General features: G+C 70.1%; 21 protein-coding genes. 19 read left to right on the plus strand and 2 right to left on the minus strand.

Features of this window, described 5'->3' with window-relative positions; translation table 11 throughout:
- Positions 1-32: 32 nt before the first annotated feature.
- Positions 33-1619, minus strand: coding sequence for a PucR family transcriptional regulator (locus VHD82_RS08965; protein ID WP_325699423.1), 1587 nt, complete (start codon positions 1617-1619; stop codon positions 33-35).
- Between the two features lie 85 nt (positions 1620-1704).
- On the opposite strand from VHD82_RS08965, the gene VHD82_RS08970 reads away from it, so the two are divergent.
- From VHD82_RS08970 to VHD82_RS08995, 6 genes are read left to right on the plus strand one after another with little or no spacing between them, the layout of a single operon-like run.
- Positions 1705-3003: an aspartate aminotransferase family protein gene (locus VHD82_RS08970; protein ID WP_325699426.1), complete on the plus strand. Its 1299-nt coding sequence runs from the start codon at positions 1705-1707 to the stop codon at positions 3001-3003.
- Positions 3000-4490 (plus strand): CoA-acylating methylmalonate-semialdehyde dehydrogenase, encoded by a 1491-nt coding sequence (locus VHD82_RS08975; RefSeq protein ID WP_325699430.1) that lies wholly within the window; start codon positions 3000-3002, stop codon positions 4488-4490. Before VHD82_RS08970 ends, VHD82_RS08975 begins: the two co-directional genes overlap by 4 nt.
- Positions 4468-4872, plus strand: a complete 405-nt coding sequence (locus VHD82_RS08980) for an ester cyclase (RefSeq protein ID WP_325699433.1) — start codon at positions 4468-4470, stop codon at positions 4870-4872. The genes VHD82_RS08975 and VHD82_RS08980 overlap by 23 nt, the downstream gene beginning before the upstream one ends.
- Before the next feature lie 37 nt (positions 4873-4909).
- Complete coding sequence (hrcA, locus tag VHD82_RS08985; protein WP_325699436.1) at positions 4910-5935, plus strand: heat-inducible transcriptional repressor HrcA; 1026 nt, start codon at positions 4910-4912, stop codon at positions 5933-5935.
- Between the two features lie 35 nt (positions 5936-5970).
- Positions 5971-7137 carry a molecular chaperone DnaJ gene (gene dnaJ, locus VHD82_RS08990; protein WP_325699439.1) on the plus strand — a complete coding sequence of 389 codons (1167 nt, stop codon included), beginning with the start codon at positions 5971-5973 and terminating at the stop codon, positions 7135-7137.
- Complete coding sequence (locus VHD82_RS08995; RefSeq protein WP_325699442.1) at positions 7137-7889, plus strand: 16S rRNA (uracil(1498)-N(3))-methyltransferase; 753 nt, start codon at positions 7137-7139, stop codon at positions 7887-7889. The genes dnaJ and VHD82_RS08995 overlap by 1 nt, the downstream gene beginning before the upstream one ends.
- Positions 7890-8442: 553 nt before the next feature.
- On the opposite strand, the gene VHD82_RS09000 is transcribed toward VHD82_RS08995, so the two are convergent.
- A complete protein-coding gene (locus VHD82_RS09000) occupies positions 8443-8820 on the minus strand; it encodes a helix-turn-helix domain-containing protein (protein ID WP_325699445.1) in 378 nt (125 codons plus the stop codon).
- An 88-nt stretch (positions 8821-8908) separates the two neighbouring features.
- Here VHD82_RS09000 and VHD82_RS09005 point away from each other — a divergent pair, with 88 nt between their 5' ends.
- From VHD82_RS09005 to VHD82_RS09065, 13 genes are all read left to right on the plus strand, one after another.
- Positions 8909-9718 carry an NAD(P)H-binding protein gene (locus tag VHD82_RS09005; protein WP_325699448.1) on the plus strand — a complete coding sequence of 270 codons (810 nt, stop codon included), beginning with the start codon at positions 8909-8911 and terminating at the stop codon, positions 9716-9718.
- Positions 9719-9744: 26 nt separating this feature from the next.
- Positions 9745-10101 (plus strand): histidine triad nucleotide-binding protein, encoded by a 357-nt coding sequence (locus VHD82_RS09010; RefSeq protein WP_325699452.1) that lies wholly within the window; start codon positions 9745-9747, stop codon positions 10099-10101.
- A 90-nt stretch (positions 10102-10191) separates the two neighbouring features.
- The gene (locus VHD82_RS09015; protein WP_325699455.1) at positions 10192-11277 is read left to right on the plus strand and encodes a PhoH family protein; all 1086 of its coding nucleotides are present in this window, start codon (positions 10192-10194) and stop codon (positions 11275-11277) included.
- Between the two features lie 6 nt (positions 11278-11283).
- Positions 11284-11826 carry an rRNA maturation RNase YbeY gene (gene ybeY / locus VHD82_RS09020; RefSeq protein WP_325699458.1) on the plus strand — a complete coding sequence of 181 codons (543 nt, stop codon included), beginning with the start codon at positions 11284-11286 and terminating at the stop codon, positions 11824-11826.
- 139 nt (positions 11827-11965) lie between these two features.
- Positions 11966-13312, plus strand: a complete 1347-nt coding sequence (locus tag VHD82_RS09025) for a hemolysin family protein (protein ID WP_325699461.1) — start codon at positions 11966-11968, stop codon at positions 13310-13312.
- The gene (locus tag VHD82_RS09030; protein ID WP_325699464.1) at positions 13305-13640 is read left to right on the plus strand and encodes a cytidine deaminase; all 336 of its coding nucleotides are present in this window, start codon (positions 13305-13307) and stop codon (positions 13638-13640) included. Before VHD82_RS09025 ends, VHD82_RS09030 begins: the two co-directional genes overlap by 8 nt.
- Positions 13637-14530, plus strand: a complete 894-nt coding sequence (gene era, locus VHD82_RS09035; protein ID WP_325699467.1) for a GTPase Era — start codon at positions 13637-13639, stop codon at positions 14528-14530. Before VHD82_RS09030 ends, era begins: the two co-directional genes overlap by 4 nt.
- Positions 14531-14538: 8 nt before the next feature.
- Positions 14539-14826, plus strand: coding sequence for a CD225/dispanin family protein (locus VHD82_RS09040; RefSeq protein WP_325699470.1), 288 nt, complete (start codon positions 14539-14541; stop codon positions 14824-14826).
- 35 nt (positions 14827-14861) lie between these two features.
- Positions 14862-15620, plus strand: a complete 759-nt coding sequence (gene recO / locus VHD82_RS09045; RefSeq protein WP_325699473.1) for a DNA repair protein RecO — start codon at positions 14862-14864, stop codon at positions 15618-15620.
- 37 nt (positions 15621-15657) lie between these two features.
- Positions 15658-16488: an isoprenyl transferase gene (locus VHD82_RS09050; protein ID WP_325699476.1), complete on the plus strand. Its 831-nt coding sequence runs from the start codon at positions 15658-15660 to the stop codon at positions 16486-16488.
- Entirely contained in the window at positions 16485-16901 is a 417-nt protein-coding gene (locus VHD82_RS09055) for a YbjN domain-containing protein (RefSeq protein WP_325699479.1), read from the plus strand. The genes VHD82_RS09050 and VHD82_RS09055 overlap by 4 nt, the downstream gene beginning before the upstream one ends.
- A 147-nt stretch (positions 16902-17048) precedes the next feature.
- Positions 17049-18065, plus strand: a complete 1017-nt coding sequence (locus VHD82_RS09060) for a permease (RefSeq protein WP_325699482.1) — start codon at positions 17049-17051, stop codon at positions 18063-18065.
- Complete coding sequence (locus VHD82_RS09065; protein WP_325699485.1) at positions 18062-18403, plus strand: hypothetical protein; 342 nt, start codon at positions 18062-18064, stop codon at positions 18401-18403. Before VHD82_RS09060 ends, VHD82_RS09065 begins: the two co-directional genes overlap by 4 nt.
- The last annotated feature ends 9 nt before the right edge of the window (positions 18404-18412 follow it).

Consider the following 18412-nt stretch of genomic DNA (forward strand, 5'->3'; position numbering starts at 1 on the left):
CGTACACCTCGATCAGGTGAAAGATTCTCGGTTCACGGCTTCAGGTCGTGGGCCAGGAGCGCGACGTACAGCGAGAGCATCGATTCGGGATCTTCCAGCGGCACGCCCAGTACCTGCTCGATCCGGGCGAGCTGCTGGTAGTAGGCGGTGCGCGACGTGTGCGCGGCCGCGGCGGCGGCGGATTTGTTGCCGCCCTGCTCGCAGTAGTGCCGCAGCGCCTGCACGAGGCGGGTGCCCGACGCCGCGTCGCGCGAGAGGAGCGGGCCCAGCTCTCGTGCGGCGAAGGCCTGTACGCGCTCGTCCTCGGCGAGCAGGTGCAGCAGCCCGCGCAGGCGCACGTCTTCCAGGCGGTGCACCGCCTGCCCCGTCGACGATCGCAGGGCAGCCGCGGCCACGTGATCCGCCTCCACGAGGCTGCGTCGCGCCTGCGTGGGACTGTCCACTGTGGTCCCGGCGGCGAGCACGCACGCGGGGTGCACCCCGGCGGCGAGCCGGTCCAGTACCGCGTCGACATTCGCCTTGGGGGACAAGGAAAGCAACAGTCGCACGTGCTGGTCGTCGGTGGCCACGAGCGCGGACACCCTGGCCCGCCGTGCCGTCAGCGACACCGTCTCGGCCAGCTCCCGCAGCATCGCGTGGGCCGAGGCCGCGGCCTGCGGGGCGGCGGTGAGCCGGGGCCGGATCGCGACGCCGACCAGGCGCTGCCCGCGCAACGGCACACCGAGCGCCGACGCGCGCGCGAGCACCTCCGCCGACGGGGTCGGCGTGGCCAGCAGCTCGGCCAGGACCGCCCGATGCGCCTGCCGCTCCAAACCGTCGGAATCCCGCGCCACCAGCCGATGCACGGCCAGCGCCGATGCCGCGCGCTCGATCACCACGACGTGCCGGTGCGGTGGCGCTTCGTCGGACACCACGATCAGCCGCCCCCAGTCGAGCCCGCGCGCGCCTACGACAGTGAGCAGCCAGCCCGCGTCGGCGTGGTACGCCGTGCGCTCCCCGACGTGCACCGAACGCGAGCGGGCGAGCCAGCCCGACAACAGCTCACCGGGGTCGGCGCCCGCCGCGTCGTAGGCGAGCACCTCGTGCGACAGGGTTTCCAGCACCACGGGGTGTTCGGTCAGCCGCGCCACTTCGCCCAGCACCACCGCGGGCTCGGCGCCCGAGACGGTCAGTTCGGTGAAGATCTGGTGCACCTGCTCGGCCGCCCGCAGCTCGGCGACCTGCGCGTCGACGATCAGCCCGTTCACGGTTTCGGTGATCGTGACGTAGCGCGTTTCCCGGGACAGCGTGATCAGCGGGATCCCGTTGTGCTCGGCCGCCTCCACCAGCGCCTTCGGCAGGGCGTGGCTCCAGTGCCGCACCAGCTCCACCACCAGCCCGGCCACCCCGGCGCCCGCGAGCCCGTCCACGTACTTGGTCAGCGCGGCCGGATCGTCGGGCAGGGCTATCCCGGTGGTGAGCACCAGTTCGCCGCCCTTGAGCAGGTCGCCGATGTCGGCGACCTCGGCGACGTGCACCCAGCGCACCCGCGCGTCGAGCCCGGCCGCGCCCGCCACCACCCGAGGGCGGCCGTGCCGCACCACCGGGAGCACGAGCACGTCGGCCACGGTCGGATACATCAGACACAAACTGTACGGGCGGGAACCCGAGTCCGTACATGTTGCGTGTGTCGGCTCCGGCGCGTGCTCGTCAGACTCGTCAGCTATGAGCGAATCGTTGGTGGCCCGGCATCGCGCCGTTTTGCCCGACTGGCTGGCGCTGTACTACCGAGAACCGATCGAGATCGTGCGCGCCCAAGGCAGGCGGGTGACCGACGGCGACGGCAACACCTACCTCGACTTCTTCGCCGGCATCCTCACCAACGCCATCGGATACGACATCGCCGAGATCTCCGGTGCGATCCGGGCGCAACTCGACACCGGCGTCCTGCACACCTCCACGCTCTACCTCATCCGCAACCAGGTCGAGCTGGCCGAGCAGATCGCCGGACTGTCCGGCATCCCCGGCGCGAAGGTGTTCTTCACCAACTCCGGCACCGAGGCCAACGAGACCGCGCTGATGCTCGCCACCCAGTACCGGCGCAGCAACCAGGTGCTGGCCATGCGCAACTCCTACCACGGCCGCGCCTTCGCCACCGTCGGCATCACCGGCAACCGCGGCTGGTCGGCCAGCTCGCTTTCGCCGGTGAAGGTCAGTTACGTGCAGGGCGGCTACCGCTACCGCGACGCTTTCGGCGGTCTGTCCGATGCGGACTACATCAAGGCCTGCGCCGACGATCTGCGTGATGTCCTGCAGACCACCACCTCCGGTGACGTGGCCGCGCTGATCGCCGAGCCGATCCAGGGCGTCGGCGGGTTCAACGTGCCGCCGGACGGGCTGTTCGCCGCCTTCAAGGAAGTCCTCGACGAGTACGGCATCCTGCTGATCTCCGACGAGGTGCAGACCGGCTGGGGCCGCACCGGCGAGCATTTCTGGGGAATGCAGGCGCACGGGGTCACCCCGGACGTGATGACCTTCGCCAAGGGGCTGGGCAACGGGCTGGCCATCGGCGGCGTCGTCGCGCGCGGCGAGGTGATGGATTCGCTGCGGGCCAACTCCATCTCCACCTTCGGCGGCAACCCGATCGCCACCGCGGGCGCGAAGGCCACTTTGGACTATCTGCTCGACAACGACCTGCAGGGCAACGCCGCCAAGCTCGGCAACAAGCTCATCGCGGGGCTGCGTGACCTCGGCGAGAAGTACGACATCGTCGGCGACGTGCGCGGGAAGGGCCTGATGATCGGGGTCGAGTTCGTCGAGCCGGGCGGCAAGGAACCCAGTCCGGCCAAGGCGGGCGCGGTACTGGAGGAGACCCGCGAGCGCGGGCTGCTGGTCGGCAAGGGCGGGCTGCACAACAACGTCATCCGGCTCGCACCGCCGATGACACTCACCGACGAGGAGGCGACCGAAGCGCTGGAAATCCTGGGCGCGTCCGTCGCCGCGGCGCGGGAGGACGCGCGATGACGGGCCGGATCAGCCACTGGATCGACGGGAAACGCTGGGCTGGGGTCGCGGAGCGGACCGGGGAGGTGTTCGATCCCGCCACCGGCGAAGTCCGCGCGCACGTGGACTTCGCCGGTGACGGGCAGGTGGCCGAAGCCGTCGCCGCGGCCGCACGCGCTTTCCCGCGCTGGCGCGACACTTCGCTGGCCGGGCGCGGCCGGGTGCTGTTCGCGTTCCGCGAACTGCTCACCGCCCGCAAGGACGAGCTGGCGAAGATCATCACCTCGGAGCACGGCAAGGTCGAATCCGACGCGGCCGGGGAGATCGCCCGCGCCATCGAGAACGTCGAGTACGCCTGCGGCGCCCCGCAACTGCTCAAGGGCGGGTTCAGCGAGAACGCCTCCACGGGCGTCGACGTGTTCTCCCTCGCGCAGCCGCTCGGTGTGGTCGGGGTGATCTCGCCGTTCAACTTCCCGGCGATGGTGCCGCTGTGGTTCGTGCCCAACGCGCTCGCCTGCGGCAACACCGTGGTGCTCAAGCCGAGCGAAAAGGACCCGTCGGCGTCGGTCTTCATCGCGGAACTGTTCGCCGAGGCCGGGCTGCCCGACGGGGTGCTCAACGTGCTGCACGGGGACAAGGTCGCCGTCGACGGCCTGCTCTCGCATCCCGGCGTCAAGGCGATCTCGTTCGTCGGCTCCACCCCGATCGCGCGCTACGTCTACGAAACCGGCACCTCACACGGCAAACGCGTGCAGGCGCTGGGCGGCGCGAAGAACCACATGGTCGTGCTGCCGGACGCGGATCTCGACCTGGCGGCCGACGCCGCGGTGTCCGCGGGGTTCGGCTCGGCGGGGGAGCGGTGCATGGCCGTGTCCGTGGTCGTCGCCGTCGATCCGGTCGGCGACGAACTGGTCGCGAAGATCAGCGAGCGGATGGCGCGGCTGCGGGTCGGCGACGGCCGCGATCCCGGCTCGGAGATGGGGCCGCTGGTCACCTCGGCACACCGCGCCAAGGTGCAGTCCTATGTGGACGCGGGAGTGGCGTCGGGCGCGGAGCTGGCGGTCGATGGACGCGGGATCTCGGTGCCGGGCAACGGGTTCTGGCTGGGTCCCACGCTGTTCGACAAGGTCCGGCCGGACATGTCGATCTACACCGACGAGATCTTCGGCCCGGTGCTGTGCGTCGCCCGCGCCGAGAGCTACGACGCCGCGCTGGAGCTGGTCAACGCCAACCCGTACGGCAACGGCACGGCGATCTTCACCAACGACGGCCGCGCCGCCCGCCGCTACCAGAACGAGGTGGAGGTCGGCATGGTCGGGCTCAACGTGCCCATCCCGGTGCCGGTCGGCTACTACTCGTTCGGCGGCTGGAAGGACTCGCTGTTCGGCGACAGCCACGCCTACGGCCCGGAGGGTTTCCACTTCTTCACCCGCACCAAGGTCGTTACCTCCCGCTGGCCGGACCCGAGCCAGGGCGGGGTGAACCTTGGTTTCCCGCGGAACTGCTGACCTCGTCCGGCGGTTCTACGCCGACGCCTGGAACCGCTGGGACGACGCGGCGGTCGCCGAGCTGCTGGCCCCGGACTTCGTCTTCCGGGGTTCGCTCGGCGACGAAACCCGTGGTCACGACAGCTGGCGAGGCTACCGCGACCGCGTCCGCGCCGCCGTGCCCGACTTCCACAACGAGATCGTCGAACTGGTCGCCGAGCACGACCGGGCGGCGGCCCGGCTCTGGTACTCCGGGCACGCACAGGGCGAACTGCTGGGAGTTTCCGGCGGCGGCGCGCCGATCGGCTATTCCGGTGCGGCCTTCTTCACCGCGGCGGGCGGTCTGCTGACCTCCGCGTGGGTTCTCGGCGACCTGGATACGCTTCGCTCCCGTCTTCCGTAAACTCGGTGTCAGGTACGTCGGGAACACGGAGGTGTGCGTGGCCAGTTCGGACGAGCGTCGTTTCGAAGTGCTGCGGGCCATCGTCGCCGATTACGTCTCCAACCAGGAGCCGGTCGGCTCGAAGGCGATCGTCGACCGGCACAACCTCGGGGTGTCCAGCGCCACCGTGCGCAACGACATGGCGGCGCTGGAGGAGGACGGCTACATCACCCAGCCGCACACCAGCGCCGGGCGGATCCCCACCGACAAGGGCTACCGGCTGTTCGTGGACCGGCTCGCCGACGTCAAACCGCTGACCAGCGCCGAACGCCGCGCGATCATCAGCTTCCTCGACGGCGCGCTCGACCTCGACGACGTGCTGCGCCGGTCGGTCCGGCTGCTCGCACAGCTGACCAGGCAGGTCGCCATCGTGCAGTACCCGACGATGTCGGGCGCGGCGCTGCGCCACCTGGAGGTGGTGCCGCTCACCCCGGCCCGGCTGATGCTCGTGATCATCACCGACTCCGGCCGGGTGGACCAGCGCACCGTCGACCTCGGTGACGTGGTCACCGAGGAGCAGGTCACGCGCATCCGCGACGTGCTGAACTCGACGCTGGCCGGCCGCCAGCTCACCGACGCGGCCGCCCGCGTCGCCGAGCTGCCCGAGCAAGCCCCGGGTGAGCTGCGAGACGCGCTGACCCGGATCTGTACCGTGCTCGTCGAACACCTCGTCGATCATCCGGAGGAACGCCTGGTCCTCGGCGGCACCGCCAACCTGACCCGCAACGTGGCCGATTTCCCCGGTTCGCTGCGCCAGGTGCTGGAGGCGCTGGAGGAGCAGGTCGTCGTGCTGAAGCTGCTGGCCGCCGCCCGCAACCCCGGTGCGATCACGGTGCGTATCGGCGAGGAAAATGAAAACGAGCAGATGCGCAGCACCTCGGTGGTGTCGATCGGGTACGGGAAGGACGACATGCTCCTTGGCGGGATGGGCATCGTCGGGCCGACCAGGATGGACTACCCGGGAACGATCGCCGCGGTCCGCGCGGTGGCGAACTACGTGGGGCAGATCCTGGCCGGCGGCTAGCCGGGACGGGGTGTGTTCAGGAGGATTTGAGAACGGTGGCGAGGGACTACTACGGCATTCTCGGCGTGGCCAAGAACGCGACCGATCAGGAGATCAAGCGCGCGTACCGGAAGCTGGCCAGGGAGCTGCACCCGGACGTGAACCCGTCCGAGGACGCCCAGCACAAGTTCAGTGAGGTCACCACCGCTTACGAGGTTCTCTCCGACCCGCAGAAGCGCAAGATCGTCGACCTCGGCGGCGACCCGCTGGACAACGGTGCCGGCGCCCGTGGCGGCGGAGGCGACCCGTTCGCCGGCTTCGGCGGGCTCGGCGACATCATGGACGCCTTCTTCGGTGCGTCCGGCGGTGGCGGTGGCCGCGGGCGTGGTCCGCGCAGCCGCGTGCAGCCCGGCTCCGACGCGCTGATCCGGATCGGGCTGACCCTGGAGGAATGCGCCACCGGGGTGAACAAGGAGATCACCGTCGACACCGCGATCCTGTGCGACGTGTGCCGCGGCAACGGCACCGCGCCCGGCGGTTCCGTGCACACCTGTGACACCTGCGGTGGCCAGGGTGAGATCCAGTCGGTGCAGCGGTCCTTCCTCGGCCAGGTCGTCACCGCGCGGCCCTGCCCGGTGTGCCGCGGTTACGGCGAGGTCATCGACGACCCGTGCCGCCAGTGCGGCGGCGACGGCCGCGTCCGCTCGCGCCGCACCGTCAACGCGAAGATCCCGGCCGGTGTCGGCGACGGGATGCGGATCAGGCTGTCCGGCCAGGGCGAGGTCGGCCCCGGCGGCGGCCCGGCAGGCGACCTGTACGTCGAGGTCGACGAAGAGCCGCACGAGATCTTCATCCGCGAGGGCCACGACCTGCACTGCAGCCTGCCGATCCCGATGACCACCGCCGCCCTCGGCGCCACCGTCCCGCTGGAGACGCTGATCGACGGCGAGTACGAACTCGAGGTCGAACCGGGCACCCAGCCTGCCGCCGAACTCGTGCTGACCGGCAAGGGGATGCCGCGGCTACGTTCCTCCGGCCGCGTCGACGGCCGCGGTGACCTGCACGTCCACATCGACGTGCAGGTACCGACCAGGCTCGACGACGCCCAGCGTGAGCTGCTGCTCGAACTGGCGCAGCAGCGCGGCGAGGACACCCCGACGCTGGCCCACAACGGCCGGTCCGGTGGGCTGTTCTCGAAGCTGCGCGCCAAGAGCCACCGGTAATGCCGGGCACGACCGCGCCGGTGTTCCTCGTCGGGGAACTGCCGGCGGGGTCCTCGGCCGTGCTCACCGGGGACGAAGCGCGACATGCCGTGACAGTCCGGCGCCTGCGCGCAGGAGAGCGGCTCGTCCTCGGCGACGGCGCGGGTTCGGCCGCGGAATGCGTGGTGGCTTCGGTTCAGCCGGGTCGTGAGCCGTCGTTGCACCTGACGATCGAAGAGCGCTGGACCGAGCCCGCACCGCGCCTGCGGGTGACCATCGCGCAGGCCCTCGCGAAAGGCGATCGCGGCGAACTGGCGGTCGAACTCGCGACGGAGGCGGGCGCCGACGCGATCCTGCCCTGGCGCGCCGAACGCAGCGTCGCCCGCTGGGACGAGGGACCCCGTGGCACGAAAGCGCTTTCCCGCTGGCGCGACACCGCCCGCTCAGCCGCGAAACAAGCCCGCCGCACGTGGGTCCCCGAAGTCGCGGAGGCGATCGGCACCCCGGAATTGGCCGCAGCGGCGGGGAAAGCCGACCTCACGCTCGTCCTGGAAGGCACCGCGCCCCGGCGGCTCACCGAGCTTTCACTGCCAGGAGAAGGAGAACTGCTCCTCGTCGTGGGCCCCGAAGGCGGAATCACCGACAACGAACTGGAAACACTGACAGCGGCCGGCGCCGAACCAGTCCGCCTCGGCACCACAGTTCTCCGCACCTCCACCGCCGCGGCCGTCGCACTCGGCGCACTCGGTGCGCTGACAGCACGCTGGTCCTGAACCATAAAAAGTTCACCAAGCCTGTGGCGCTCCCCCGGCCACAACCGTTACGCTTGTTAACGACACCTGGGGCTTGGTCCCGGGTACCCGAAAGACCCCGCCGGACACCTCCCCCCTCGGTCCGGCGGAGCCGCGGAGGCGGTGGAGCGACCCCCAGGCTTCACCGCCCCGCGGCGTCGAGTCGTGTTTGCCAGCTTCGCTGGCTGCCCTTGTTGCGCGGGGCGGATATCTTTTGGGGGTCGAACCCCCAAACCCCCGCCAGGCGGGCTCCGCCCCCTGGACCCCCGCCAGGGAGGCTTCGCCCCTGGACCCCCCACCAAGGGCTTCGCCCCTGGACCCTGTTGGGGCTTCGCCCCTTGCCCCCTTTGCGGTGGGTGTGTGGGTGGGTGTGTCACCGGTGGTGGGTGCGTGAGTGGTGTGTCGCCGGGCGCGAAGCGAGCGCACCCATCGGCCGCACCCCGGCCACGCGCGTTCGTTGCTGTCGCAACCTGCACCCAACGGGGCGCAAGGAAGCCGCAAGATCACACGAAGAACCCCGTCCCCACAACAAAAATCAGCGGCGCTTGCCTTCGGCGTCGTAAATCCGGCGGGCTTCTTCGACCTCGGCGAGTTTGGGGGACCAGTCGGCAAGGGCGGCGAACAACGGCGCGAGGCTTCGGCCGAGTGGGCTGATCTCGTACTCCACGCGCGGCGGCACCTCCGGGTAGTAGGTCCGTGTCACCAGGCCGTCGCGTTCGAGGCGGCGCAGGCGCTGGGTCAGGACCTTGGGGGTGATGGTGGTGATCCGCCGTTCCAGTTCCACGAAGCGCTGCCGGCCGAATTCGTTGAGTGTCCACAGGATCGGCGTCGTCCACCGGCTGAACACGACATCCACCACCGGCGCGATCGGACACGCCTGCTCCGGCGCGATCTCCGCTGTGGTCTCGGTCACCGGAGCCCCCACTTTCCTCTAGGTACCTACTAGCCCCACGATAGTAGCGTCAGCGGCGCCCGAACGGGAAACGTCGAAGGGAAACGAAATGATCGTGGTGACAGGCGCGACCGGGAACGTGGGACGGCCGCTCGTCCAGGCGCTCGCCGAAAGTGGCGCGTCAGTGATGGCGGTGTCCCGCAAAGTCACCGAACTGCCCGACGGGGTGCGGCACCATCAGGCCGACCTCGCCGAGCCGCACATGCTCGAACCCGCACTCGACGGGGCTGAGGCGCTGTTCCTGTTGACGTCCCCGGAGTTTCTCGCCGGAGGTGACCTCACCGGAGTGCTGAGAGCCGCCCGGGCCGCGAACGTCCAGCGGGTTGTTTTGCTGTCCTCCCAAGGAGTCGCGACCGGCCGGCATCCTTCGGCGCACGAGGACGCCGTCCGTGAATCGGGTCTGGAGTGGACGGTGCTGCGGCCGTCGGGCTTCTTCTCCAACGCGTTCCAATGGGCCGGATCCGTCCGCGCCCGGCGCGAAATCGCGGCGCCCTTCGGCGACGTGGCGCTCCCGAACATCGATCCGGCGGACATCGCCGCGGTCGCCGCCGTGGTGTTGCGCGAAGCCGGGCACGGCGGGAAGAGCTACACGCTCACCGGCCCGGAGCCGATTTCGCCGCGGCAGCAGGCCGAAGCCATCGCGGCCGCACTGGGTGTGCCCATCCGGTTCGCCGAGCAGACCAGGGAAGAGGCCCGCGCCGGAATGCTGCTTTTCATGCCCGAGCCGGTCGCGGACGTCACCCTCGACATCCTCGGGACCCCGACCCCGGCCGAACAACAGGTCGGCCCCGGCGTCGAAAACCTGCTGGGCCGTCGTCCCGGGAAATTCGCCGACTGGGCAAGGCGAGCCTTCCGCTGACCTGGCCCGGCGATAAGGTGCCGGGTATGAGTGACGCGGAGACGCTGTTCGAGCGCATCATCGCCGGCGAGATCCCGGCCGACGTGGTGTACCAGGACGAGACCACGTTCGCTTTCCGGGACATCAACCCGCAGGCCAGGGTGCATGTGCTGGTGGTGCCGAAGCAGCGGTACCGGAACGTGGCCGAGCTCGCCGCCGCCGATCCCCAGCTGCTCGCCGACGTGGTCGCCACCGCGCGCAAGGTCGCCGAGCTGGAGGGAATTTCCACCTCCGGCTACCGCGTTGTCTTCAATACCGACAGTGACGCCGGGCAGACCGTTTTCCACGTGCACGCGCACGTACTGGGCGGTGAACAGCTCGGCCTGTTCGGGCGGCACGCTTAACCACCTGCGACGAGCGGGCGGGTGCCGCTAGCATCATGGGTGTCAGTACTTCTCGACTAGCGCACGCGCAGAAAGCAGGCCCGAGGGCACGTGGCCGGTACCGCACAGGGTGGAGCCGCTCGATCCGACGTCCCGGCGGACGTCCCGCAGAACGACTCCACGGACGTCACCGAGATGGCCACGCAGAGTGCCCAGTCCCGGTTCCCCATCCCGGATACGGCAGTGCTGACGCTGCTCGGCTCCCGCGACGAGAACCTCCGCGTCGCCGAGGAGTTACTCGAGGCCGACGTGCACGTCCGCGGCAACGAGGTCACCCTCACCGGTGCCCCCGCCGACGTCGCGTTCGGTGAGCGCGTCTTCGCCGAGCTGGTCACCCTCGCCGGGCGCGGCCAGCAGCTCGGCCCGGACAGCGTGCGCCGCACGATAGGCATGCTCTCCGCGGGCTCCAAGGAGTCCCCGGCGGACGTGCTGAGCATGGACATCCTGTCCCGCCGCGGCCGCACCATCCGCCCGAAGACACTGAACCAGAAGCGTTACGTCGACGCGATCGACAAGCACACGGTCGTTTTCGGGGTCGGCCCGGCCGGCACCGGCAAGACGTACCTCGCGATGGCCAAGGCCGTGCAGGCGCTGCAGGCCAAGCAGGTCACCCGCATCATCCTGACCCGGCCGGCGGTCGAGGCGGGGGAGCGGCTGGGCTTCCTGCCGGGCACGCTGTCGGAGAAGATCGACCCGTACCTGCGCCCGCTGTACGACGCGCTGCACGACATGGTCGACCCGGAGTCCATCCCGCGGCTCATCCAGGCCGGCACGATCGAGATCGCGCCGCTGGCGTACATGCGCGGCCGCACGCTGAACGACGCGTTCATCATCCTCGACGAGGCGCAGAACACCACGCCCGAGCAGATGAAGATGTTCCTCACCCGGCTCGGCTTCGGCTCGAAGATCGTGGTCACCGGTGACGTCACCCAGGTCGACCTGCCCAACGGGCAGCGCAGCGGCCTGCGCGTCGTCCGCGAGATCCTCGAGGGTGTCGAGGATCTGCACTTCGCCAACCTCACCAGCCACGACGTGGTCCGCCACCGGCTCGTCGGCGACATCGTCGACGCGTACGAGAAGTGGCAGGCCACCCAGGATGCCGGCAATGGCAACGGACAGGGAAAGGGTCGTCGCTGACCCATCATGAGTATCGAGATCGCCAACGAATCCGGAATCGCGGTCGACGAGACGTCGATCGTTTCCGCTGCCCGGTTCGCACTGGACCGGATGGAGGTCAGCCCGCTGGCCGAGCTGTCGATGGTGCTTGTCACCCTCGAAGTCATGTCCGACCTGCACGAACGCTGGATGGACCTGCCCGGCCCCACCGACGTGATGGCCTTCCCGATGGACGAGCTGGACTCCTCCCGCCGTCCGGACGCCGGGGACGCCTCGCCGGCGCTGCTCGGTGACATCGTGCTGTGCCCGGCCTTCGCCAGGGACCAGGCCCGCACCGCCGGGCATTCCCTGGTCGACGAACTGCACCTGCTCACCGTGCACGGGGTGCTGCACCTGCTCGGCTACGACCACGCCGAGCCTGCCGAGGAGCGCGAGATGTTCGGCCTGCAGAAACGCATCCTGGCCGACTTCAAGGCCGCCGTCGCGGCCGCGCGCCGCCGCGCGGACCAGCGCAGCACCGACGACCGGCTGCTCGGCGCGGCCGGTCTCGATGCCGCGGAAGACGTCTAGGAAATATCGTGCAGATGGCTTGCGAGGCGGTGCCCTCAATGGACACGCTGCGCGCGACTTCACTCACTCAAAACCCGCAGCGGTGCAAGCTGACGGCCCACGACAAGCGGCACCGCCGTCCGAGAAATCCGGTCTAGCGATGGCGAGTTCCGCCTCCCTGCTGGTGCTGGCCGTGGTGCTGGTCCTGCTCGCCGGGGTGTTCGCGGCCGCCGACGCGGCGGTCAGCACGGTCTCACCCGCGCGGGTCGACGGGCTGATCCGGCTCGGCAGGCCCGGCGCCCGTCAGCTCGCGGTCGTCGTGGCCGAGCGGCGACGGCACCTCAACCTGATCCTGCTGCTGCGGATGATCTGCGAGCTGACCGCGACGGTGCTGGTCACCGTCGTGTTCCTGCGCTGGTTCGAGCCCGAGTGGCTGGCCGTGCTGGTCACCGCCGTGGTGATGGTGGTGATCGCGTACGTGCTGGTCGGCGTGGGCCCGCGCACCATCGGCCGCCAGCACCCGTACCGGGTCGGCGCGCTGGTGGCCGGGCCCGTCCGCGTGCTTGGCACCGTGCTCGGCCCGCTGTCCCGGCTGCTGATCATCATCGGCAACGCGATCACCCCGGGGCAGGGTTTCCGCGAGGGCCCGTTCAGCAGCGAGGTCGAGCTGCGGGAGCTGGTCGACCTCGCCCAGGAACGCGGGGTGGTGGAGCCCGGCGAGCGCGAGATGATCCACTCGGTGTTCGAGCTGGGCGACACGGTGGCCCGCGAGGTGATGGTGCCGCGCACCGAGATCGTGTGGATCGAACAGGACAAGACCGTCCGGCAGGCGCTGGCGCTGTGCCTGCGCACCGGTTTCACCCGGATCCCGGTGATCGGCGAGTCGGTGGACGACATCGTCGGCGTGCTCAACCTCAAGGACCTGGTGCGCGCCTCGCTCGACGAAGGTTCGGCCACCCCGGTCGCGCAGCTGATGTACCCGGCGTCGTTCGTGCCGGACTCCAAACGGCTCGGCGACCTGCTGCGGGAGATGCAGGTTTCGCACAACCACATGGCGATCGCGGTCGACGAGTACGGCGGCACCGCCGGCCTGCTGACCATCGAAGACATCCTGGAGGAGATCGTCGGCGAGATCACCGACGAGTCCGATCAGGAGGAACGGCCGCCGGTGGAACACCTGGACGAGAAGTCGGTGCGGGTCTCGGCGCGTCTCGGCGTGGACGATCTCGGTGCGCTGTTCGGCATGGAGCTGGCGGACCACGACGTGGAGACCGTCGGCGGCCTGCTCGCGCAGCGGCTCGGCCGGGTGCCGCTGCCCGGCGCGGAGGCCGAGGTGGACGGGCTGCGGCTGCACGCCGAGGGCGGCAAGGACCGCCGCGGCCGGATGCGGATCACCACTGTGGTGGTCCAAGCGGAGGGCGCGGCGATAGCCGGACGTAGGGTGCGTACCGGCAGCGCGAACTCCACCGCTGACTCGGAACGAGATGGGAGCGTGGACGATGTCTGAGCTGGACCCCGAGGACGAGAAGATCGTCATCCTCGCCCGGGCGGCCAGGGCCCGGACGCAGGCCGCCGAGGGCGCCGCGGTGCGCGACACCGACGGCCGGACTTACGCGGCGGTGACGATCGACCTGCCGTCCTTCCAGATCACGGCGCTGCAGGCGGCCATCGCGGCCGCCGTGTCCAGCGGCGCCGAGGGCCTGGAAGCGGCCGCGCTCGTGACCGGCGAACCGCTGATCGTCGGCGCGTCGATGCAGGCGGTGCGCGATCTTTCCGCGACGGCGCCGGTCATCCGCGCCGACCTCAAGGGCGACGTGCAGGAAGTGGTGCGGTGACCCACCGTTCGGGGTTCGCCTGTTTCGTCGGCAGGCCCAACGCGGGCAAGTCGACCCTGACCAACGCCCTGGTCGGCACCAAGGTCGCGATCACCTCCAGCAAACCGCAGACCACCCGGCACGCCATCCGCGGCATCGTGCACCGCGAAGACGCGCAGCTGGTCGTGGTGGACACGCCGGGCCTGCACCGCCCGCGCACCCTGCTCGGCCAGCGCCTCAACGACCTCGTCTACTCGACCTGGTCCGAAGTGGACGTTGTCGGGTTCTGCGTGCCCGCCAACGAAAAGATCGGCCCCGGCGACAAGTTCATCGCCACCGAGCTGCGCAAGATCGCCAAGCGCACCCCGGTGATCGGCATCGTCACCAAGACCGACCTCGCGAGCCAGCAGCAGATCGCCGAGCAACTCCTTGCCCTGCAAGAGGTTCTGGACTTCGCCGAGCTCGTCCCGGTGTCCGCTGTGGACGGTTTCCAGGTCAGGACCCTGGAGGACCTGCTCGTCGCGCGGCTGCCGGAGGGGCCGCAGCTCTACCCGGACGGCGACCTGACCGACGAGCCCGAGCAGACACTGGTCGCCGAGCTGATCCGCGAAGCCGCGCTGGAGGGCGTGCGCGACGAGCTGCCGCACTCGATCGCCGTCACCGTGGAGGAGATGCTGCCGCACGAGGGCCGCGACGACCTGCTCGACGTGCACGCCCTGCTGTACGTGGAACGGCCCAGCCAGAAGGGGATCATCCTGGGCCACAAGGGCGAGCGGCTGCGCAAGGTCGGTTCGGAAGCGCGGCGGCACATCGAGGCGCTGCTGGGCACGAAGGTATACCTCGACCTGCACATCAAGGTGGCCAAGGACTGGCAGCGCGATCCCAAGCAGCTGCGCAGGCTGGGCTTCTGAGGAGTTCCATGGGATATCCCTACGGACAGCCACAACGAGGGTATTACGGCTACCCGCCGGTGCCGGAGATCCCGAACCACAAGGGCTGGGCGGTGTTCACGCTCTTCTGCGGATTCGTGTTCGGCGTCGCCGCGCTCGCCAAGGCGAACGAGGTCGACATGGCCAGGCAGCGCGGCGACCTCCCACGCGCATGGCAGGCGTCGAACACCGCGAAGGCGCTGTGCGTCATCGGCAACATCGTGGGTGTTGTGGTGTACGCCGCATTGATCGTGTGGATCGTTGTGCTCGCGTCGTAAGGGCTTTTGTCGGTGCCGGATGAGACGATAGGGCGGTGAGCCTCTATCGCGATACCGGTGTTGTGCTGCGTGTGCACAAGCTGGGCGAGGCCGACCGGATCATCACCCTGCTCACCAGGCGGCACGGCAAGGTGCGCGCGGTGGCCAAGGGCGTGCGCCGCACCAGCTCGCGTTTCGGCGCCCGGCTGGAGCCCTTCGGGCATGTGGACGTGCAGTTCTACACCGGCCGCACGCTGGACGTGATCACCCAGGTGCAGACGGTGGATGCCTTCGCGCTGCCCCTGGTCGGGGACTACCAGCGCTACACCGCGGCCAGCGCGATAGCCGAGACGGCCGACAGGCTCAGCGCCGAAGAGGGCGAGCCGGCGCTGCGGCTGTACCTCCTGGTCACCGGCGCGCTGCGGGCGCTGGCCGACGGTCAGCGGGACGCTTCACTGGTGCTCGACGCGTTCTTGTTGCGGGCGATGGCTTTCGCGGGCTGGGCCCCGGCGATCACCGAATGCGCCCGGTGCGGGCTGCCCGGCCCGCACCGCGCGTTCAGCGTGCAGGCGGGCGGGTCGATGTGCGGGAACTGCCGCGCGCCCGGTTCGGTGCACCCGGCGCCGGAGGTGCTGGTGCTGCTGGAGGCGCTGCTGCACGGCGACTGGGAGGTCGCGGAAGGCACCGTCGGCAACACCCGCCGGGACGCGAGCGGCCTGGTCGCGGCGCATCTGCAGTGGCACCTCGAACGCCAGCTGCGCTCGCTGCCGCTCGTGGAGCGACGGGCCCGAGAGGTCGTCGCCGGGGGCAAGTAGGGTCGGTGCGGACCCTTACCCACGGGAGGCGAATCAGGTGCTGCGCAGGGGACGCCAGGCGACGACCACGGAGTTGCGGGCGCCGGATCCGCATCCGTCCGGGGCGCGGCCGCCGGAGATTCCCGCCGAACTGGTGCCCAAGCACGTCGCGCTGGTGATGGACGGCAACGGGCGCTGGGCCAACCAGCGCGGCCTGCCCAGGATCGAAGGGCACAAGCGCGGCGAGGCCGTGATGATCGACGTCGCCAGCGGCGCGGTCGAACTCGGCGTGAAATGGCTTTCGGTGTACGCGTTCTCGACGGAGAACTGGAAGCGCAGCCCCGAAGAAGTGCGCTTCCTGATGGGCTTCAACCGCGACACGATCCGCCGCCAGGTGGACTACCTCGGGTCGATCGGCGTGCGGATCCGGTGGGCCGGCCGGGCGCCGAAGCTCTGGCGCAGCGTCATCAAGGAGCTGCAGGCCGCCGAGGAGAAGACCAAGCACAACACGCTGCTGAACATGACGATGTGCGTGAACTACGGCGGCCGCGCGGAAATCGGCGATGCGGCGCGCAAGATCGCGAAGCTCGCGGCCGAGGGCAAGATCAACCCGGACAAGGTCGACGAGAAACTGCTCGCCAAGTACCTGTACCAGCCGGAGATGCCGGACGTGGACCTGTTCCTGCGGCCCTCCGGCGAGCTGCGGTCGTCGAACTTCATGCTCTGGCAGTCGGCGTACGCGGAGTTCGTCTTCCAGGACACCCTTTTCCCGGACTTCGACCGGCGGCAGCTGTGGTCGGCCTGCCTGGAGTTCGCCCAACGCGACCGCCGGTTCGGTGGCGCGATCGACGCGGCCAAGGCCAAGGCCGACGCAGAAGGAGCTTCATGAGCACCGAGGCAGCCGACACCGCGGAACTGCTGGCGCGGGCACGCGAGGGGCTGGAGCGGTACCTCGAAGTCCATGTCGACGACGACGGTGCGCTGACTTTCTCGCACAACGGGGTGCCGTGCGTGATCCAGTCGACGCAGCTCGCCGAGGGGCTCACGGTGCTGAGCCTGACCTGCGTGATCGCGTGGGACCTGCCGGACAGCCCGAACCTCGCCGCGTCGGCGGCCGAGCGTGCCGGGCAAGGCTTGTTCGGCACGCTCGGCGTCACCCACGGCGAGCGCGGGATGGACCTGACGTTGCGCTACGCGTTTCCCGCCCAGGGCCTGGATTCCGCGGCACTGGGCACGCTTTTGATGCTGGTCATCTCCACCGCCTCACAGCTTCGCGGCGAACTCATCCCCACGGAAGGCTGACTCCGCGCGCCGGCCGCACGGCGTCCCTGATACGCCGTGGATCCCCGATCGGGTGTGCGTCACCTTTCGGATGAACTGCGAACTCGCTGGTCAGCGGTGCCCCCACCGGGGCGGAAACTGTCGGAGGCTGCTGGCATCATCTGGCGCGTGGAAGTCACGACCGAATCCGAGCGCGAGGAGCAGGCGCCGCCGCGCCGCCGCCGCATCTCGTCCGTCGAGGTGCTGTGCGCGCTGCTCGTCGTCGCCATCCTGGCGCAGTCGTGGCTGCAGGACGCGCTCGACGTACCGGCCCTGCGCACCGGGGCCACCGTGTTCGTCGCGGTGTGCGTGCAGGCGCTCCCGTTCCTCGTCCTCGGGGTGCTGATCTCCGGTGCCATCGCGGCCTTCGTGCCGGCGCGTGTCCTCCGGAAAGTGTTGCCGCGCCGCACAAGCGCGGCCGTCGGCGTGGCCGGGCTCGCCGGCGTGGCGCTGCCGGGATGCGAATGCGCGTCGGTCCCGGTGGCGCGGCGGCTGATGGGGCAGGGCGTCGCGCCCGCGGCCGCGCTCACCTTCCTGCTCGCCGCCCCGGCGGTGAATCCGGTCGTCCTGGTGGCCACCGCGGTCGCCTTCCCTGGCAAGCCGGAGATGGTGCTGGCCCGGTTCCTCGGCTCACTGGCCACGGCGGTGGTGATGGGCCTGCTGTGGGCGCGCTGGGGCAAGCTCGACTGGATCGTGAGCCGCGCCTTGGACAGGTTGCCCGAAACGGACGGCGGCCGTTGGCGCGTCTTCGCCGAGACGGCGCGCACGGATCTGGTGGAGGCGGGCGGTTTCCTGGTGCTCGGCGCGCTGATCTCGGCCGCGCTCGGGGTGCTGGTGCCGCGGTCGTGGTTCGACGTGCTCGGCGGGCAGCTCGTGCTCGGTGTGCTGGTGATGGCGGTCCTGGCGGTCGTGCTCGCGTTGTGCAGTGAGGCCGACGCGTTCGTGGCCGCCTCGCTGACGGCGTTGCCGTTGTTGCCGAAGCTGGTGTTCCTGGTCGTCGGGCCTGCCGTGGATGTCAAGTTGTTCGCCCTGCACGCGGGCACTTTCGGGCGCCGGTTCGCGGTGCGGTTCGCGCCGGTGACGTTCGTGGTGGCGGTGTGTTGCGCGGTGGTCGTCGGCGTGCTGCTGATCGGGGGCGCGCGGTGAGAACGGGATTGGCGCTGGCGTCGCTGGCGCTCGGGCTCGTCGGGGTGGTGTTCTCGGTGTCCACCTGGGTGGCGTGGGCGATCGTCCAGCCGGGGTCGGCCGGCACGCTGCCGCAGTCGGGCACGGTGATCATCGCCGTGTTGCTCGGCGCCCTGTGGGTGCTGGTGATGGCGGCCGCCGGGCTGGCGATCGTCTTCGGCGCGTTCGCGTGGCGGGCCGGGCCGGCCGCGTTGTGGGGTGTCGGGCTCGGCGTGCTCAGCGGGGTGCTGTCCTTGGCGGGGGCGATCGTGTTCGCGGTGACCGTGGTGAACTGGCCGGTCACGGCCTGGGCGGGATGAGGGCAGCGG

Source organism: Amycolatopsis sp. (genome assembly GCF_035546795.1).
Classification (GTDB): domain Bacteria; phylum Actinomycetota; class Actinomycetes; order Mycobacteriales; family Pseudonocardiaceae; genus Amycolatopsis_E.

Excerpts from the sequence above, each read along its gene's own strand:
- VHD82_RS08965 (WP_325699423.1), bottom strand. The coding sequence starts at position 1,619 with ATGTATCCGACCGTGGCCGACGTGCTCGTGCTCCCGGTGGTGCGGCAC.
- VHD82_RS08970 (WP_325699426.1), top strand. The coding sequence starts at position 1,705 with ATGAGCGAATCGTTGGTGGCCCGGCATCGCGCCGTTTTGCCCGACTGG.
- VHD82_RS08975 (WP_325699430.1), top strand. The coding sequence starts at position 3,000 with ATGACGGGCCGGATCAGCCACTGGATCGACGGGAAACGCTGGGCTGGG.
- VHD82_RS08995 (WP_325699442.1), top strand. The coding sequence starts at position 7,137 with ATGCCGGGCACGACCGCGCCGGTGTTCCTCGTCGGGGAACTGCCGGCG.
- VHD82_RS09005 (WP_325699448.1), top strand. The coding sequence starts at position 8,909 with ATGATCGTGGTGACAGGCGCGACCGGGAACGTGGGACGGCCGCTCGTC.
- VHD82_RS09010 (WP_325699452.1), top strand. The coding sequence starts at position 9,745 with ATGAGTGACGCGGAGACGCTGTTCGAGCGCATCATCGCCGGCGAGATC.
- ybeY (WP_325699458.1), top strand. The coding sequence starts at position 11,284 with ATGAGTATCGAGATCGCCAACGAATCCGGAATCGCGGTCGACGAGACG.
- VHD82_RS09025 (WP_325699461.1), top strand. The coding sequence starts at position 11,966 with ATGGCGAGTTCCGCCTCCCTGCTGGTGCTGGCCGTGGTGCTGGTCCTG.
- VHD82_RS09030 (WP_325699464.1), top strand. The coding sequence starts at position 13,305 with ATGTCTGAGCTGGACCCCGAGGACGAGAAGATCGTCATCCTCGCCCGG.
- VHD82_RS09040 (WP_325699470.1), top strand. The coding sequence starts at position 14,539 with ATGGGATATCCCTACGGACAGCCACAACGAGGGTATTACGGCTACCCG.
- VHD82_RS09055 (WP_325699479.1), top strand. The coding sequence starts at position 16,485 with ATGAGCACCGAGGCAGCCGACACCGCGGAACTGCTGGCGCGGGCACGC.